This window comes from Dysgonomonas sp. 37-18, assembly GCF_001899125.1.
Lineage (GTDB): Bacteria > Bacteroidota > Bacteroidia > Bacteroidales > Dysgonomonadaceae > Dysgonomonas.
The window spans coordinates 1-16,308 of sequence record NZ_MKVC01000008.1 but is presented as its reverse complement, the minus strand read 5'-3'; the positions used below and the strand labels follow the sequence as shown (position 1 = coordinate 16,308).

Sequence of the window (16,308 nt, the reverse complement as noted above, 5' to 3'; positions counted from 1 at the left end):
TATAGCTTATGAGCGATACTTACGATAAGGAAATATTTGCACAAAAGGTCAAAGCTTTTTTCAAGACAATTCGGTGGAAAAAGATTTTGACCTTCATGTTTTTTGTGCTTTTATCTTTTATTTTCTGGATGATGCAAGTGTATCGCCAAAAATACGAGGCCACCCTTGCTATACCTGTTAAATACATAAATGAGCCAGATAGTATAGTCTTTGAGAATGAACTGCCAACTACGGTTTATGCCCGAATCAAAGATGATGGTGCTACCCTATTCCGATATTACCTGACCAGACGTAAAGACTCACTGGTGGTTGATGTCAGAGAGGTTATAAAGAATTCACCGGACAAGGTTATTCAAGGACGTAATTTTGAGCAATTAATCCGTTCAAAGCTTTTTGTCACATCCGAACTAATTAGCTACTCACCTACTCGGGTATCATATTCATACGCATTATTACGAAGCAAGAAGTTACCTGTTATTTTTAACGGTAGCGTAAGTCTCGATGCCGGTTATATGCTCGACGGAGACTTGATAACCCAGCCGGATTCTGTTATGGTATACGGCAGTAAAGCTTCATTAGATACTATTTTCTTTGCTTATACAGAATCGGATACATTAAGGAATATCAAATCGGCAAAGAAAGTAAAAATAAAGATGAAGCCTATACTAGGAGTCAAATATGTTCCGAGTGAAGTAGAATTGAACATTCCAATCGATGAGTTTATAAAAAAGGAAGTTGAAGTACCTATTACCTGTATCAATTTACCAAGCAACTTAGAAATAAAACTATTTCCGTCTGCTGTCAAAATTGAATTTTTTGTAGGCAAGAGAAGACCTGATAATATAACCAGTAGTAATTTCGAAGTTACTATAGACTACAACGATATAAAAGAGCTGAAAGATGCAACTATACCTGTACGTATAACCGATAGTCCTGATTATATACGCACAATGACACCTGTACCTTCAGAGGTAGAGTTTGTACTCGAACAATAATAACAATTATTATGATCAAACTAGGTATAACCGGTGGTATAGGCAGTGGAAAATCAACTGTCTCTCAGATATTTTCACTTAGTGGTGTGCCTGTTTACATTGCTGATATAGAAAGTAAAAGGTTAGTTGCCACATCTCCTACAATTCGAAAAAAGCTAATTAATCTATTTGGTGAAGAACTATATAGTGGTGCAGTACTAAATAAACCATTGCTTGCTTCTCATATATTTAATGATAAGAAAAAACTGGAAACAGTAAATGCAATTATTCATCCCGAAGTAGAACGTGATTTTATTGAATGGGTAAAAAAACATGCACAATGTGACATTGTAGCGCATGAAGCTGCGATCCTCTTTGAATCTGGATTTAACAGAATGATGGATAGGGTGTTGATGGTATATACGCCTTTAGACATAAGAATCGAGCGAACAATGTTACGAGACAACCTCCCTAAAGAAAAGGTGATGGAACGTATACAAAATCAGATGTCGGATGAAGAAAAAGCTAAACTTTCTGACTTTGTAATTGTTAATGATAACACAAAATCATTGATCGAACAGGTAACGAATATAATACAAGAACTTAAAACCTCAGAAAACTAGATGCAAATACAAGAATCATATCAGAAAATTTTTGCAGAAAACAAAAAATGGGTTGAGAATAAGAACAAAGAAAATCCGGATTTCTTTACCCATCTTGTAAAAGAGCAAAACCCTGACTATTTATATATAGGATGTTCGGATAGTCGTGTACATGCAAATGAAATAATGGGATTGCAACCGGGAGAAGTATTCGTTCATCGCAATATAGCCAATATGGTTGTAAATAATGATCTGAATGTATTGTCTGTTATTAACTATGCTGTAGAATATTTGAATGTAAAGTATATAATTGTTTGCGGCCACTATAATTGCGGCGGAATAAAAGCAGCTATGCAACCGAGAGATTTAGGTATCCTGAATCCATGGTTAAGAAATGTACGAGATGTATATCGTTTACACGAAAAAGAGCTAGATGCTATTCCTGATATGAAAGACCGCTACAATCGCTTGGTAGAACTTAATGTATACGAACAGTGTCTGAATGTTATAAAAACAGCAGAAGTGCAAAAATCATATTTGGAATCAGGATATCCACGTGTAGCAGGTTGGGTGTATGATCTTAACGATGGCACTTTGATAGACCTGAACATTGACTTCAAGAAAGAACTTGATCACATTCGTAAAATATACGACCTAACGAAGGAAAAGTAAAATAAGACTATATTAAATAATGAAACATAGACATACATATATAGCTTTATGTTTGGGAATACTTACACTTGCTTTATTACAAGGTTGTAAACCTTCAACAAAAGCTGAAGACTCTAAAATACTGATGGTCACGATAGAACCGCAGAAGTATTTTTTAGAGGCTCTTGTCGGGAATCACTTTAAAGTAGAATGCATTATTTCTCCCGGAATGAATCCGGAAAGTGCAGACTTTACTCCTTCACAGATGATGAATCTTGACAAAAGTACAGCTTATTTCAAGGTGGGTTACCTTGGTATAGAGAACTCTCTGATAAATAAAGTTGCGGCAAGTAATCCTGCGTTTAAAGTAATTGATTGTTCGGATGGTATAGAATCAACATGTGAAGACCACAATCATCACGAAGGGCATGATCATAGTCATCATGGACATGTAGGAGGAGATCCACATACATGGAGTTCTGTCGTTTCTGCTAAAATCATTGCAGAAAACATGTACAAAGGGCTTATTGAAATAGACAGAGTAAATGAAGCTGATTACAAAGCAAATTACGATAAACTTCTCTCTGAAATAGACAAGACCGATAGTATAATAAAATCGTATCTGGAAAAAGCACCAAGCAAAGCTTTTATCATTTACCACCCTGCGCTTAGCTATTTTGCTCAAGAATATGGACTGACACAGTATTCCATTGAGCATGAAGGAAAGAACCCTTCTCCTGCGCAATTGAAAGAACTGATAGATAAAGCAATAGCTGAAAGTATAAAAGTTGTCTTTATTCAAAAAGAATTTGAAACAAAGAATGCTGAAACAGTAGCCCAAGCTATTGGCGGAAAAGCTATACCTATCAATCTGCTGTCTTATAATTGGAGTGAAGAAATGATTAAAATAGCTAGAGCTATGGCTTTAGAAGATTAATTGATGAGTAAAATTCTTGAGATAAAAGATCTTTCTGTAGGATACGACGGCAATCCTTATGTATTGAAGAATGTCAATCTGGACGTTACCAAGAATGATTTTCTTGGTATTATCGGCCCAAACGGAGGAGGTAAAACAACTCTTCTGAAAACACTCATGGGGTTGGTCAAACCGACTTCGGGTAAAATATCTTTTTACAGGAATAATATAAAGGTTGATAAAATAAACATCGGTTATTTACCTCAGATCAACCAGATTGATAAAAAATTTCCAATATCTGTATCTGATGTTATCTTGTCTGGGTTAACCGTAAAAAAAGGCCTTTTCTCTTCTTATACAAAGGAACAAAAAGAAAAGGTGAGCGTCATTGCCGAAAAAATGGGGTTGGAACAGCTTATACACCGTTCGATAGGTGCGTTATCAGGGGGACAGTTGCAACGTACATTACTAGGAAGGGCAATTATCGATGACCCCGATTTGTTGGTTCTTGATGAGCCGAATTCCTATGTGGATAAACGTTTTGAAAGTAATTTCTACAAATTGCTAGAAGAGATAAATCTGGATACGGCTATCATACTGGTATCTCATGATGTTGGAACCGTTATTTCACTCGTGAAGAATATAGCATGCGTAAACGAAGGACTGCATTATCATTCAGGCACGAATATCTCGACCGACTGGCTTGAAAAATCATACAATTCGTGTCCTATTGAAATAATTGGACATGGAGATTTTCCTCACAGAGTTTTAGAGAAACATGAGGGTTGTGACTGTTGCAAAGAAGATTAGCAATTCATTATCTCCTTTTTTCAAAAATCACTATAAATTGATATTACTCTATATCTGAGAACTAAACACATGCTTAGAACGTTAAATAGGTTATAAAACAATTATATTATGAAAAAGATATTTTTTGCATGCCTTGTTGCATTTACACTTGCAGCTTGCGGACCAGTTTACAATACACAACTAAAACAAGTAGAACTGGGAATGACACAACGAGAGATCGTCTCACTTATGGGTGATAAATATTCAGTTGTCGACCAAAGAAGTAATGGAGACCAGACTTTAGAATATGTAGATAAATTTAAAAACCACTGGTACTTTGTTTTTGTTAACGGACAGCTAAATAAATGGTATAAGGAAACAGAAAAATAAAATTATATCAGAATAAAGAAATAGGATGTATCAATAGTACATCCTATTTTTATTATATATGGACATAGTTTATATACAGAATGATAATGCATTTATTTCTCATGATCCAATCTTTCTTTAAAGTCTCTGAATTCTGTTTCTCGAATAGCCCTGTATTTTATATCTTTTTTGTATATTTGCAGCCTAATTTGGGGTAGTATATTTACTTCAAATCGATACACCAAAAAGAAGATTTATTATAGAATGGATAAAATACGAAATTTTTGCATTATAGCACATATTGATCATGGTAAAAGTACCCTTGCTGACAGGCTTTTAGAATATACAAAGACTGTTGAAGGCAAAGACTTGCAAGCTCAGGTACTTGACAACATGGATCTGGAACGTGAGCGTGGCATCACGATAAAAAGCCATGCTATCCAGATGGAATATGTATATAAAGGCGAAAAATATATTCTTAATCTGATAGATACTCCCGGACACGTTGACTTTTCGTATGAAGTTTCGCGCTCTATAGCAGCATGTGAAGGCGCTTTGTTGATCGTAGACGCAGCACAAGGTATACAGGCACAAACAATATCAAACCTGTATATGGCAATTGAGCATGATCTTGAAATTATTCCTATTCTGAACAAAATAGACCTGCCAAGTGCTATGCCTGATGAAGTTGAAGATCAGATCATAGAACTGTTAGGTGTAAAAAAAGAAGATATAATACGAGCCAGTGGTAAAACAGGAGAAGGCGTTTATACCATACTGGATTCGATTATAGAACGAATTCCGGAACCACAAGGAGACCCCGAAGCTCCATTGCAAGCACTTATTTTCGATTCAGTTTTTAATTCTTTCCGTGGTATCATTGCCTATTATAAAGTAGTGAATGGAACAATAAAGAAAGGTGATCTCGTAAAATTCTTTGCAACAGGTAAAGAATATGACGCTGATGAAGTAGGTGTACTAAAACTGGATATGTCTCCGCGCAATGAAGTTAGATGTGGCGACGTTGGTTATATAATTTCAGGGATTAAAACTTCGAAAGAAGTAAAAGTTGGTGATACTATCACACATGTAAAAGGAGCGTGCGATAAGGCTATTGATGGCTTCGAGGAAGTAAAGCCAATGGTTTTTGCCGGAGTTTATCCTATCGATAGCGAAGACTTTGAAGACCTACGCTCATCGTTAGAGAAACTTCAGTTGAATGATGCCTCTCTTACATTTCAGCCGGAATCATCTGTTGCCTTAGGGTTTGGTTTCCGTTGCGGATTCTTAGGTCTATTACATATGGAGATTATACAGGAACGCCTCGACCGGGAATTCAACATGGATGTGATCACAACTGTTCCGAACGTATCTTATATAGTTCACGACAAGAAAGGGAACACGAAAGAGGTTCACAATCCGGCAGGACTCCCCGACCCTACCCTGATAGATTATATAGAAGAACCTTATATACGTGCTTCGGTAATCACCAATACCACCTATATAGGGGCTATTATGACTTTATGTCTCGGCAAACGAGGTATCCTTATCAAACAAGAATATATCTCAGGAGATCGTGTTGAGATTATATATGATATACCATTAGGTGAGATTGTTATCGACTTTTACGATAAGCTGAAAAGTATTTCGAAAGGATACGCTTCTTTCGATTATCATATGCACGACTATCGTGAATCGAAGCTTGTAAAACTTGATATACTATTAAATGGTGAATCTGTAGATGCCCTCTCTACACTAACTCATGTTGACAATGCCGTAAACTTCGGTCGTCGCATGTGTGAAAAATTGAGAGAACTTATTCCCCGTCAACAATTTGATATAGCAATACAGGCTGCTATCGGTGCTAAAATTATTGCCCGTGAGACGATCAAGGCCGTACGTAAAGATGTTACGGCGAAATGTTATGGTGGTGATATCTCTCGTAAGCGTAAACTTCTCGAAAAACAAAAAGAAGGTAAAAAACGCATGAAGCAGGTAGGAAACGTAGAAGTTCCTCAAAAAGCCTTCTTAGCTGTATTGAAACTCGATTAAATTATCTTTAGACAGACCATTAGAATTAGTTTAGAAATAAAAAAGTGACATCTAGAAACAGTATAAAAACTGTTGCTTTTGTTACTTTTTAATTGAAAACGATATTGACAATTGCTAAATCATGACATCCTTTGAAAAAATAGATATAAAAGATTTTACTCCCGATTCATTTGGGTTAAAAAACAAATGGATGCTCGTTACTGCATCTAAGCCCGATGGAACAGTGAATACAATGACTGCTAGTTGGGGTGGGTACGGTGTGATGTGGAACAAAGAAGTAGTATTTGTTGTTATACGTCCTCAAAGATACACAAGGGAGTTTGTAGAAAGTACTGAATCTTTTTCTCTTACTTTCTTTGATAAAAAATACTTAAAGGACTTAAGTTATTTAGGTAAAGTATCGGGACGTGATGAAGATAAAATCTCAAAAGCCGGACTAAATATTGCTTTCGATAAGAATATACCATATTTTATGGAAGCCGAAACAGCTATTTTTGTCAAAAAGCTCTTTGTCCAGCGCATTCAAGAAGATGCTTTTTTAGAGAAAGACATCATCGAAAGATGGTATCCCGAAAAGGATTTTCATTACTTGTATATTGCTGAAGTAACAAATATCTTAAAGAGGAAATAAGGATGAATCGTGAAGAAGTCACTCTGACTAAGTTTGTGGTTGTTGGAATATCTGTCCGTACTACGAATCAGAATCATCAATCGCAAGAGGATATTGCAAAACTATGGGAAGTTTTTTTCCGTAATGCTTACATTCAGCAACTGATGCCGAATAAGGTATCTAACGATATCTATTGCATTTATACTGATTATGAGAGTGACTATACAGGAGAATACACGACTGTATTAGGTTATAAAGTTTCCAGTGTTGAAGGGATACCTACAAATTTGGGATTGACTTTCAAAGAAATACCGGAATCGAAATATTATAAGTACCTTTCGGAAGGTGAACTGCCTTATGCCATAGGTAAAACTTGGGCACATATTTGGCAGTCTAATATAAAAAGACGTTATTTAGCAGATTTCGACATCTATGGTGAGGAGTCGAAAGACCCTAAAAATGCTAAAATAACAACATATTTATCTATTTAAATAAATTTCACTTTACACAAAGAATGAGAAAATGGCGCATCGAAGACTCAGCTGAGTTGTATAACATCGCAGGCTGGGGTATTAATTACTTTTCTGTTAATGAGAAAGGTAACGTTGTTGTAACTCCGAGAAAAGACGGGGTGGCTGTTGATTTAAAAGAACTGATGGACGAATTGCAGCTTCGCGATGTGTCAGCTCCTGTTTTGATTCGTTTTCCGGATATCCTGGATAATCGTATCGAGAAAATTTCCACGTGCTTTAAACAGGCTGCCGAAGAATATGAATATAAAGGGCAAAACCATATAATATACCCTATCAAGGTAAATCAAATGCGCCCGGTAGTAGAAGAACTTATCAGCCATGGGAAAAAATTCAATATCGGACTGGAAGCCGGTTCTAAGCCGGAACTTCATGCCGTTATCGCAATCAACACCGATTCTGATTCGCTTATAATCTGTAATGGATATAAGGACGAAAGTTATATTGAGTTAGCTTTATTGGCTCAAAAAATGGGTAAGCATATATTCATTGTAGTTGAGAAACTGAATGAGATACCGCTAATTGCCAAAATAGCTAAAAGGCTAAAAATAACACCTAATATTGGTATCCGTATCAAACTAGCTAGCTCCGGTAGTGGTAAATGGGAAGAATCAGGAGGCGATGGAAGCAAATTCGGTTTGAATTCGAGTGAGCTGTTAGAAGCTTTAGCATATCTTGAAAAAGCAAATATGCAAGATTCTTTACGTCTTATTCACTTCCATATCGGAAGCCAGATTACCAAAATTCGCCGGATAAAAACAGCTTTACGTGAAGCCGCTCAATTCTATGTACAGCTACATGCAATGGGCTTTAAGGTGGAGTTTGTTGATATTGGTGGAGGACTGGGCGTTGACTACGATGGCACACGTTCTTCTTATAACGAAAGTAGTGTAAACTACTCCATACAAGAGTATGTGAATGACTCTATCGCTACAATGGTAGATGCAGCTGATAAGAATGGCATTCCACACCCTAATATTATAACAGAATCGGGCAGATCGCTTACGGCACATCACTCTATTCTGGTATTTGAAGTGTTGGAAACAGCTACTTTGCCGGAGTGGGACGAAGATAAAGAGTTGTCGGAAGATGACCATGAACTCGTTAAGGAGCTGTATCAAATATGGGACGATCTTAGCCAATCGCGTATGTTAGAAGCTTGGCACGATGCACAACAGATTCGTGAAGAGGCTCTCGACTTATTCAGTTTAGGAATGCTAACATTGAAAACGAGAGCGCAGGTAGAGCGTCTTTACTTCTCTATTGCCCGTGAAATATTCCAAATTGCAGGCAGAGCAAAACATGCTCCTGAAGAGTTGAAACAATTATCAAAATTATTACCGGATAAATATTTCTGTAATTTCTCTCTATTTCAGTCGTTGCCGGACTCTTGGGCTATTGACCAGATTTTCCCGATTATACCAATTCATAGATTGGACGAAAAGCCAGATAGAACAGCAACATTACAGGATGTAACTTGTGACTCTGACGGAAAGATAGATAACTTTATCTCTAATGGTAATCAGTCATCATACTTGCCGGTACATAGCATGAAGAAGAACGAATCGTATTACCTCGGAGTATTCCTAGTGGGTGCTTATCAGGAGATATTAGGCGACCTTCATAACCTGTTTGGAGATACAAATGCGGTTCATATATCAGTTGATAAAGACGGATACAAAATAGAGCAAATGATAGATGGTGAAACCGTTGCAGAAGTATTAGACTATGCTCAATACAACGCGAAGAAGCTTGTTCGTACAGTTGAAACATGGGTTACATCAAGTGTTAAACAAGGGACAATAACAGTAGAAGAAGGAAAAGAATTCCTATCAAACTATCGTTCAGGTCTTTACGGATACACTTACCTTGAGTAATTAATTGTAAGAAAATATAATCAGATCCTCTTTACGCATTTGCATAAAGAGGATTTTTTATTTAGGCTAATCACCTTATTTACTTCTTGATTGAATATTTTGTACGCCTATGAGGCTGTCGTAACGTTGTCCGGAAGGGCGATAGTAGACAAATATCTGATATTCATTTTCCGTTTCAAAATAATTACCTTCTATTTTTGCTGTTGAGTAACTGGCTCCCGACTTAGTCAGATATTGATAATTATACAAACCTTGCTTTAAACGCAGATCTATATAATATTGTCTGTGCTCTTCATCATATTTCATTCTGTATTTGTCGGTAAAGTTATTATCAGTAAAATTTCCATTAATAAAAATATCCTCACCTATCGGGTTGTCCATTGGTAGAGTAAATACCGTATTAAAGTAATCAGACTCTATCTCACTATCATTCGTATCGTTACTTCTAATATAAAATCTTCCATTTTGATCTTGATCATAACTATATGACCTACCGGCTCTGATTTTATCCGGAACGATGTACATCGTATAATTAGGGCGATTATATTCAATGTGCTCTACATTCAGACCATTGTATCTATAACTTGACGTTTCAAATCGACGGTATTCATTTCCAGCCTCAAATATCAGATTTCGATTGTGCTCATATATTAGTTTATCGGCACTAACGTAAGTAGGCTTTATTTGGTGCCTTTCAGTGTCGAGGCGATTGTTTTGCCAAGCAAAGATTTTCAATTCAGTAAAAGGGTCTCTTATATTAAGATTCTGATGCAATATACTAAAGGACAACTGCTGATGACCTTTATTTGTATCAATATCCGTATTAGATGTTATACTTGGAGCGATACTTACTTGTGAATCTACGACAGAGAAACAAGCAGTAAGTAAAACTTCGTCGGGAGTACCATCTTCGTAAACTTCAACAACATAATTTCCTGATAATTTGACATTCACATCATTATTAGGTATATTAATAGCAAAGTGGGTATATTCTACGGTTGTATTTAAAGAAGAGTCATAATCATCTATCGGGTTATCATTGAATCCACTTAGATAATCTATCTCGGATATGCCACTGCTTCTTTTCCAGTATGCATCGCAGTGGATTATCCGATAACGTAAACGATTCATTGAGTCTTCAGAAATACGATCGAAACTGATATGTACATAATCATTGCCATTCAATGCTATGATGGGATATGAACTCCAATCGTTATTTTTATTTACCTGTACCGTATATATATCATCAGATATTGCCTGGGTATGATAGACTTGTGAAAAAGTATATATATTCGTTAGGCAAAAGATTATAGATAGCAATAGTTTATTATTATTCATTATTCTAAACTTAATTGTTGCATAGTCTTTTTTCAAAAAGTGACAAAAGTAACAGGTAATTGTCTATTTTTTCATGTCACTTTTTAGCTATAAAAGTAAACTACAATTCTATTATTAGATAATTTAAATTCTTAAAAATAATACTTGAGCAAGCGCTTAATATCGATCTTTCCAGAGTTTCTTGAGCCATTCCACAATTTTACTTTCAGCTGTATTCTGCTGGGGTTTCCAAAATTGTCTACCCTTTATCTCTTTAGGTACATAATCTTGTTGTACAAAATTATTTTCAAAACTATGTGCATATTTGTATTCCTTTCCGTAATTCAATTCCTTCATCAAATTTGTAGGCGCATTACGCAAATGTAATGGTACAGGTAGATTTCCTGTTTCGTTGACTAAAGCTATGGCTTCATCTATCGACATGTATGCCGAATTACTCTTAGGAGATGTTGCCAAATATATAGTAGTTTCAGCCAGTACAATACGTCCTTCCGGCCAACCTATTTTATGTAATGTCTCAAAACAAGCATTAGCTAATAATAAAGCATTCGGATTTGCCAATCCAATATCTTCTGCAGCAGAAATAACAAGACGCCGTGCTATAAATTTCGGATCTTCGCCTCCGGCCACCATCCGTGCCAACCAATAAATAGCAGCATCGGGATCGCTCCCTCGTATCGACTTTATAAAAGCAGAAATAATGTCATAATGCATTTCCCCTCCTTTATCGTATGCTGCCGGATTTTCTTGCAAGCGTTCTGTTACCAGTTTATCGGTTATTGTGATTTTATCGTTTACTTCGGAAGAGATTACTAAATCAAGTATATTCAATAGTTTACGGGCATCACCTCCTGAAAAACGCAATATCGCATCGGTTTCTTTAAGTTCGATATCCCGATCTTTAAGTATTATATCCTGTGTTAAAGCCCTATGAGCCAGTTCTTCCAAATCCTCTTTACCTAAGGATTGTAAAACATAAACCTGACAACGTGACAACAGCGGGCGAATAACCTCAAATGAGGGATTCTCTGTTGTAGCACCGATCAATGTTATTACTCCTGTTTCTACAGCACCGAGCAAAGAATCTTGTTGTGATTTAGAAAAACGATGGATTTCATCAATAAATAAAATTGGGCTTTTGGTATTAAAAAACTGATTTTTTTTAGCCAATTCAATTACTTCACGCACATCTTTTACACCGGAGTTTATGGCACTAAGAGTATAAAAAGGCGTATCAAGTGTATTCGCTATTATCTGAGCCAATGTAGTTTTACCCACTCCGGGAGGACCCCATAGTAAAAATGAAGGGACTCTACCCGATTCTATCATCTTTCGAAGAATAGCACCCTCTCCTACTAAATGTTTTTGTCCTATATACTCTTCGAGATTACGCGGACGTAACCGCTCTGCTAAAGGTTGGCTCATTGATATATATGTTTAAGCTCTAAATATCTTCAAATCTACAAAAAGTTTGATTTAATAACAAGCCGGATTGCTATCCAACGGAAGAGAAATGTATTAAAGCTTGATTAAGTTATTATTAAATATTTTCTTATTTGTGTCTTGATATATTATACTTATATATAGTTTATAGTAGTCACTAAAATATATATAAAACAGAAAAAAAGACAAATAAACACCTATAAATAAAAACATTAAACACACCTAATAGAATCACCATCAATTCTGACAAATCGTCATATTTTATTTTTTTTATTGTCATCCTATATTTTGGCATAGCTTTTGAACAAAGGCTAATGTCATTGAAATATGAATTGAAAGAAATAATAATAGAAATTAATTAGAAACAATATAATAATATAATAAGATGGGAAAAATAATAGGAATTGACTTAGGTACCACAAACTCTTGTGTTGCCGTGTTGGAAGGTAACGAACCTATCGTTATCACAAACAACGAAGGAAAAAGAACAACACCTTCTGTTGTTGCTTTTATTGAGGGAAATGAACGTAAAATTGGTGATCCTGCAAAACGTCAGGCTATCACAAATCCGGAAAAAACAATATACTCCATAAAAAGATTTATGGGAGAAACATGGGATCAAGTTCAAACCGAAGTAACCCGTGTACCTTATAAAGTAGTGAAAGGAGATAACAATACACCACGTATAGACATTGACGGACGTCTTTATACTCCTCAGGAAATTTCGGCGATGATCCTTCAAAAGATGAAAAAGACAGCTGAAGACTATCTTGGACAAGAAGTAACAGACGCAGTTATTACTGTACCTGCATACTTTAGCGACTCGCAACGTCAGGCAACAAAAGAAGCCGGAGAAATTGCAGGTCTTAAAGTTCAACGTATTGTTAATGAGCCTACAGCTGCTGCACTTGCTTACGGTCTTGACAAGGCTCACAAGGATATGAAAATTGCAGTATTCGACCTTGGTGGTGGTACATTTGATATCTCTATCCTAGAATTAGGAGACGGTGTATTTGAAGTTAAGTCAACCAATGGGGATACTCACCTTGGTGGTGATGATTTCGACCAGGTAATTATCAATTGGCTGGCTGAAGAATTCATGAATGAAGAAGGCTTAGATCTACGTAAAGATCCAATGGCTTTACAGCGTTTGAAAGAAGCTGCTGAAAAAGCGAAAATAGAGCTATCAAGCACGACTTCTACTGAAATTAACTTGCCATACATTATGCCGGTTAATGGTATACCAAAACATTTGGTAAAAAATCTAACTCGTGCTAAATTTGAGCAATTAGCAGACTCACTTATTCGTAAGTGTATCGAACCATGTCGTCAATCGTTGAAAGATGCAGGATATTCTCCATCCGATATAGATGAAGTGATCTTAGTCGGAGGTTCTACACGTATACCTGCTGTACAAGCAGAAGTTGAAAAGTTCTTCGGAAAGACACCATCGAAAGGTGTAAACCCTGATGAAGTTGTTGCTGTAGGTGCTGCTATACAAGGTGCTGTATTAACAGGAGAAGTAAAAGATGTATTGTTGCTTGATGTTACTCCGCTTTCTCTTGGTATAGAAACAATGGGGAATGTGATGACTAAGCTAATTGAGGCTAATACAACTATTCCTACGAAAAAGAGCGAAACATTCTCTACCGCTGCCGACAATCAACCGTCTGTACAGATTGTTGTACTTCAAGGAGAACGTCCAATGGCGAGGGATAATAAACAAATAGGAGTCTTCAACTTAGACGGTATATTACCTGCACGTCGTGGTGAGCCTCAAATTGAAGTTACATTTGATATTGATGCCAATGGTATTCTTAGTGTATCGGCAAAAGATAAAAAGACCGGCAAAGAACAATCTATTCGGATAGAGGCTTCATCGGGTCTTACTGACGCAGAAATCCAACGAATGAAGGATGAAGCAGCAGCTAATGCAGAAGCAGATAAGAAAGAAAAAGAAAAGATAGACAAGTTGAATCAGGCAGATTCAGTTATTTTCCAAACAGAAAATCAATTGAAAGATCTTGGAGATAAAATTCCAGCCGATCAGAAAGCTTCTATCGAAGGTGCTTTAAATAAACTAAGAGATGCTCACAAAGCTCAAGATATTCCGGCTGTTGATTCTGCTATGGATGAATTAACTAAATTAATGCAGGAGTTGAGCCAAAATATATACAATCAGCAACAAGCAGGTGCTAATCCGGGACAAGAAGCCGGAGGTAATACTGGTAGCCAATCTAATGGAGGCGACAATAATGTAACTGATGTAGATTTTGAAGAAGTGAAATAAGCAAATAGAAACAGATAGCTATATTTATTAAAAAGCTCATTATCCTATATTAGGTATAATGAGCTTTTTTATATTGTATATAGCGTCTCTTTTATTTATTAAATTTTACTCCACAACTCAGAAAATAAAGCTAAAGAAGATTCTATTCGAGCCATTGCACTTCTTATATCTTGATGGTCGTATTGGCATTCTTCCAAATTGGAAAGAAGCTCTAAAAACATTTTAGGTTGAATACCACCCCATTCATGAAAATAATTTAACAATTCTTCTTTTTTTTCTGAAGATATAGAATGAATGAAAACAAAGCACACACGAGCAAAAGCAGAAAATACATTGGCTATTTCTATAGGTTGATAAAAACGTCCTCTATTAGTATAGTTAAAACGAATCTCTGCAATATAAATGAGTATCTTTTCGCATAGAGATATCATATTATTTGTTAGATCAGAATCACTGTCTTTATCTTGTATTTTTTGAATAATACTTTGAGATGAAATTTCAATCTCATTAAGGTATTTTCCAAATAGTTCATAATATTTTTCTAGATCAGGATGGCTGCTCATCATTACGCTTGGAGGAATATAGTTCGAATCCATACTGTAATTATTATCTTCTTTAATAATCCGTCCTAGAATAAGATGATATATTCCGAATTCGTCTTCCGGAATTTGTCCTATTGGTTGTATAGACAAATGATAGGTTTGTTTATAATTAGATGATGTTTCTTGAGTGTTTACAATACCTTGACACTTATTATAAAATGGTTCTACAACTAAAACAACATTCCAATGTTTATTATCTTCAATCTCTTGACTAAAATCATAATCTAGTAGCACAAAGTCAGAATGATTAATAGGCTTTATATCTATACGACCACCTCTAGAGGTAATAGCATTACATTGTTTCAACTCTATTTCTATTTTATCTCCATTTTTTTCTTTGATTTTCAGATCACATGATGATTTTTCACCTTTGCTAGGAGGCAATAAACCATAGCTGAAATTAGTAAATCTCCCACTATTAAAATCACGAATCGCATCTGCATAATTACCCTCTGTTTGTTGCAAATGAGCTATTGATATCTTATTACTACCTACCAAATTACCCATTCTCTTCTTTATAGGATTAAGCATATTGTTACCCTTTATTGTTGTTTGTTTATGATCAAATATAAGTATAGTTCTCCTGTACTTTTCTAATTCGTTTGTATCGGTCTTATTATAATCTTGTAAAAGTCTCTGAAATCATATACAATATATTATACTTCTTTGCTTGATTTTCTGTCTCCTTTATTCAATGATATATCCTAATATATTCAGAAATAGCAAAATATATAATATTTTTATTTTATGTCTAAATTATAATTAGATGGTATATCCTCCTAAAAAGATAATCAATACATTATCTGCTCAATAAAATGATCAATAAATCCTCTTTTTCTGAACAATTTTTTCAATATCAAACATATGCATAAAATTCATTGGAGCTTAATATAGCTTCATTAGTTTGCGTTATAAAACTTTTAATAGTTTGATTATTGAATATTTATGATAATGCAGAGCGTGCAAAGTTAGAAAAAAATATGAGAATTTATCTTTTAATTATTTGAAACTATATTAAGGTTTCTAAAAAAGGTAAAATAGAGGATGTAACATAAGAATAATTTAAAGATGAATATATTAGTATTTATTTCCATCATCTAAATAAAAGATCTCATTGGCTTATGAGATCCTTCTTCTTTGTATGTATTTGTATCTTTCTATCATTCTTTGTATGCTTGGATTGTATTAATAGCAAAAGTCCGTATACAATTAGATGTATACGGACTTTGCGTTTAAAACGGCGGTAACCTACTCTCCCACTTTTA

14 protein-coding genes are annotated in these 16,308 nt (G+C 35.4%); 11 read left to right on the top strand and 3 right to left on the bottom strand.

Annotated elements, in window-relative coordinates; all coding sequences use genetic code 11:
* The first annotated feature begins 8 nt into the window (after positions 1-8).
* The 10 genes from BGO84_RS03090 (at position 9) to speA (ending at position 9,370) form a co-directional block, all read left to right on the top strand.
* Positions 9-995, top strand: a complete 987-nt coding sequence (locus BGO84_RS03090) for a YbbR-like domain-containing protein (RefSeq protein ID WP_252637313.1) — start codon at positions 9-11, stop codon at positions 993-995.
* An 11-nt stretch (positions 996-1,006) separates the two neighbouring features.
* Positions 1,007-1,597: a dephospho-CoA kinase gene (gene coaE / locus BGO84_RS03085; RefSeq protein ID WP_291027544.1), complete on the top strand. Its 591-nt coding sequence runs from the start codon at positions 1,007-1,009 to the stop codon at positions 1,595-1,597.
* Positions 1,598-2,248, top strand: coding sequence for a carbonic anhydrase (locus BGO84_RS03080; protein ID WP_283687331.1), 651 nt, complete (start codon positions 1,598-1,600; stop codon positions 2,246-2,248).
* A gap of 19 nt (positions 2,249-2,267) precedes the next feature.
* Positions 2,268-3,164: a zinc ABC transporter substrate-binding protein gene (locus tag BGO84_RS03075; RefSeq protein ID WP_291027542.1), complete on the top strand. Its 897-nt coding sequence runs from the start codon at positions 2,268-2,270 to the stop codon at positions 3,162-3,164.
* 3 nt (positions 3,165-3,167) lie between these two features.
* Positions 3,168-3,953: an ABC transporter ATP-binding protein gene (locus BGO84_RS03070; RefSeq protein ID WP_135106429.1), complete on the top strand. Its 786-nt coding sequence runs from the start codon at positions 3,168-3,170 to the stop codon at positions 3,951-3,953.
* Positions 3,954-4,061: 108 nt separating this feature from the next.
* On the top strand, positions 4,062-4,322 hold the full coding sequence (locus BGO84_RS03065) for a hypothetical protein (protein WP_135106431.1): 261 nt from the start codon (positions 4,062-4,064) through the stop codon (positions 4,320-4,322).
* Between the two features lie 243 nt (positions 4,323-4,565).
* Entirely contained in the window at positions 4,566-6,353 is a 1,788-nt protein-coding gene (lepA, locus tag BGO84_RS03060; protein ID WP_283687338.1) for a translation elongation factor 4, read from the top strand.
* A 121-nt stretch (positions 6,354-6,474) separates the two neighbouring features.
* Positions 6,475-6,984, top strand: a complete 510-nt coding sequence (locus tag BGO84_RS03055) for a flavin reductase (RefSeq protein WP_291027540.1) — start codon at positions 6,475-6,477, stop codon at positions 6,982-6,984.
* 2 nt (positions 6,985-6,986) lie between these two features.
* Positions 6,987-7,454, top strand: coding sequence for a GyrI-like domain-containing protein (locus BGO84_RS03050; RefSeq protein ID WP_135106436.1), 468 nt, complete (start codon positions 6,987-6,989; stop codon positions 7,452-7,454).
* A gap of 23 nt (positions 7,455-7,477) precedes the next feature.
* Positions 7,478-9,370, top strand: a complete 1,893-nt coding sequence (speA, locus tag BGO84_RS03045; protein ID WP_135106438.1) for a biosynthetic arginine decarboxylase — start codon at positions 7,478-7,480, stop codon at positions 9,368-9,370.
* 75 nt (positions 9,371-9,445) lie between these two features.
* Here the strand turns inward: speA and BGO84_RS03040 are convergent, their stop codons facing one another.
* Positions 9,446-10,708 carry a DUF5103 domain-containing protein gene (locus tag BGO84_RS03040; protein WP_291027538.1) on the bottom strand — a complete coding sequence of 421 codons (1,263 nt, stop codon included), beginning with the start codon at positions 10,706-10,708 and terminating at the stop codon, positions 9,446-9,448.
* A gap of 156 nt (positions 10,709-10,864) precedes the next feature.
* Positions 10,865-12,133 carry a replication-associated recombination protein A gene (locus BGO84_RS03035; protein ID WP_291027536.1) on the bottom strand — a complete coding sequence of 423 codons (1,269 nt, stop codon included), beginning with the start codon at positions 12,131-12,133 and terminating at the stop codon, positions 10,865-10,867.
* 403 nt (positions 12,134-12,536) lie between these two features.
* Between BGO84_RS03035 and dnaK the strand changes: the two genes are divergently transcribed.
* Positions 12,537-14,441, top strand: coding sequence for a molecular chaperone DnaK (gene dnaK, locus BGO84_RS03030; protein ID WP_252637303.1), 1,905 nt, complete (start codon positions 12,537-12,539; stop codon positions 14,439-14,441).
* A 98-nt stretch (positions 14,442-14,539) separates the two neighbouring features.
* Here the strand turns inward: dnaK and BGO84_RS03025 are convergent, their stop codons facing one another.
* Positions 14,540-15,574 carry a hypothetical protein gene (locus BGO84_RS03025; protein ID WP_291027534.1) on the bottom strand — a complete coding sequence of 345 codons (1,035 nt, stop codon included), beginning with the start codon at positions 15,572-15,574 and terminating at the stop codon, positions 14,540-14,542.
* Positions 15,575-16,308: the final 734 nt, after the last annotated feature.